The 2,474-nt window shown below is 36.5% G+C and carries 3 protein-coding genes; all 3 read right to left on the bottom strand.

What is annotated here, in order from left to right; translation table 11 throughout:
• Positions 1-15: 15 nt before the first annotated feature.
• The 3 genes from CP355_RS09680 to CP355_RS09670 all read right to left on the bottom strand — a co-directional run bounded on the left by CP355_RS09680 (position 16) and on the right by CP355_RS09670 (position 2,328).
• A complete protein-coding gene (locus tag CP355_RS09680) occupies positions 16-621 on the bottom strand; it encodes a histidine phosphatase family protein (protein WP_098044431.1) in 606 nt (201 codons plus the stop codon).
• A complete protein-coding gene (locus CP355_RS09675; RefSeq protein WP_025006065.1) occupies positions 622-1,200 on the bottom strand; it encodes a histidine phosphatase family protein in 579 nt (192 codons plus the stop codon).
• Between the two features lie 69 nt (positions 1,201-1,269).
• Positions 1,270-2,328, bottom strand: coding sequence for an SEC10/PgrA surface exclusion domain-containing protein (locus CP355_RS09670; RefSeq protein ID WP_025006066.1), 1,059 nt, complete (start codon positions 2,326-2,328; stop codon positions 1,270-1,272).
• Between the last annotated feature and the right edge of the window lie 146 nt (positions 2,329-2,474).

Below are 2,474 nucleotides of genomic sequence, written 5' to 3'. Positions count from 1 at the left end.
ATTAGATAAAATCTATCAAACAGCGTAAGTGTTCAATTTATTATTGCAATTTACGATTTTTAATTTTTTAGCAGGCCAGCAGCTTTTTACATATTCAACTTCATGTCCGTTGCTCTTCAGTTGAACATATTCAGCATTGTGAAAGCCATGGAACTTGTGGTTGCCAGCCTTTTCACAGATATACCGACTCATGCTATCGCCATGACCGACTACTAAAATATTTTCGCCGTCTTTGGCATCCCGCAAGATCAAATTAATTCCGCGCTCCATTCGTTCAACCACTTCACGATTATCTTCCATTGAACCGGATCTAAACTTCATAAGCGGCCACCAAAAGTTTTTCTTAGCTTCAAATGGTCCATAATTTTTCTCTTTTAAATCCTTCAAACGTTCATAATCCATTTCAGGACCAACAATAATTTCTAGCGTATCACTAGCGCGCTCCTGCGTTGAACAATAAGCCTTATCAAATACTATTTGCTTTTTCTTAAAATAATCACGCAAAGCTTCAGACTGCTTAATACCTAACTTAGTTAAAGCAGAGTCACAGCTACCTTGCATTCTTTGTTGGGCATTGAATAATGTCTGTCCATGTCGTACTAAATATAAATTTATCGCCATTTAAATTTGTTTCAAACCCTCCGCAGGCCATACATACTTATCCAAATGAACATTTTTACCATCAACTGACAACTTAACAATAGAAGCATTGGCAAAACCAGCAAAGTTAGGATCAGCAACATCTCTTACATATTTGGCCAAAATGTCACCATGGCCAACAATCAATGCAGTTTCGCCATCGTTGATGTTGTCTAAAATTTCCACAACTGCACGATGCATTCTATTAACAACATCTTCGTCCTTTTCCATAGTTGGATCAACATTAGGATTATTGTAATTCCAAGGAAGCAAAAATTCATCTCGACCTTCAAAAATACCGTAACATTTTTCACGCAAATCCTTTAATCGCTTATATGGCATTTGATGATCTGTAGCAATCTCCAAAGTGTCACAAGCACGTTCTTGGGTTGATGAAAAAGCCTTGTCAAAATGAATATTATTTTTTTGGAAGTAGTCGCGTGCCATCTCTACTTGACGAATTCCCATCTCATTTAATGGAGAATCACACCTTCCTTGCACCTTGTGATAATAATTAAAATATGTCTGTCCGTGTCGCAGTAAATATAAAGTTTTTTTCATTGCTTCCTCCGTAGTATTTTTTATCTATCATATCAAAAAAGCACGCTTAATACGTGCTTAATTTAACTTTTACGGCCTAAAGTTGGTGTTGTACTTTTCACTTCCCACAATAAAAGTTGGAACGCTAATGAAGTGCATTGAATAAATCTTGCCCGTCTTAGAAATACTAAAGCCATAATAATTATGATCGCCATCATGACTTGATCCTTGAGTATTGAACAAGTCACCTGCATGTTCCCATTCGCGGTACAAAGACTTGTTTTTACGCTCATCTTCACCAGATCCGGCAAAACCAAAAATCATTTGTTTTAAGCCAAAGTAAACGTTGCGCTTCATTTCACCCATTGGCATAGTAGTTTTATTAATAGTAAAGCCGGCCATATCTTCTACATAGTTATCATCTAGTTCAAGACCATGCTTTTGACAAGCTTTAACAATACCTTCCACATAATGTCCTTGATCTTTAATGCTACGGCCGTGTTCTTCATATTCATTAGCAATATCATCAGCTAATTCTTGCGTGCCAGTGCTATAAATCCAAGGTTCAAGACCTAATTGTTCACGAGCACTATTAATTACTCTTAACGAAAAATCAGCTAATTCATGTTGTTCACTTGCAGAAAGCTTGTCTGGATTGATAAGTCTTTTATCGCTTGCAGTTTCACCTGTGGCAACGCGTGAGAAATTATTTTCTTCCATGCCCTTCATCGAAGCGGCAATGAATTCTTCACTTGGGTGGCCTTTATATGCTTCTAATAGTTCAGAACGTGTATAACCACTTGGCAACTTAATAACGGCTTGACTATATCTTTCAACCGTCTTCTTCACCAATTTGGCATTCTTAGCTAAAATCCAATGTGAGTTATTACCAATTTTATAAGCTAAATGCTTTTTCTTGCCAATTTTTAGATATTTCTTAGCAGAATAAGAATATGTTCTGCTTGTATAAGCGTAATATTTAGATTTTTTACCACGATTGGTATAAAGACGTACTTTCTTATTTCCTTTTACTCGCAGTTTGCCTTTGCTGGCTGCTTGCACTACTTGAGGATGAGTTTGCGTAAGCATGCCAACTGGTCCCATTAAACAGACACTAGTGAGCAATGTCACCATCATTTTCTTTTTCATAATTGTCCTCACTTTCTAGGCACTGTCATCATTATAGTTTTATTATATCGTAGTCTTTTAAATTACAAAAAAGACACCCCTCCGAATCTGGCAATGTCATTAAGTTAAGACATTGACAAATTGAAAAGAGTCGAATCGTTGTGATT

The sequence above is a fragment of the Lactobacillus sp. UMNPBX4 genome (assembly GCF_002554115.1).
Classification (GTDB): Bacteria; Bacillota; Bacilli; order Lactobacillales; family Lactobacillaceae; genus Lactobacillus; species Lactobacillus gallinarum.
This window is presented reverse-complemented; position numbering and strand designations above follow the sequence as displayed.

Coding starts and splice junctions, on each gene's coding strand:
- CP355_RS09680 (WP_098044431.1), bottom strand. CDS start 621: ATGGCGATAAATTTATATTTAGTACGACATGGACAGACATTATTCAAT.
- CP355_RS09675 (WP_025006065.1), bottom strand. CDS start 1,200: ATGAAAAAAACTTTATATTTACTGCGACACGGACAGACATATTTTAAT.
- CP355_RS09670 (WP_025006066.1), bottom strand. CDS start 2,328: ATGAAAAAGAAAATGATGGTGACATTGCTCACTAGTGTCTGTTTAATG.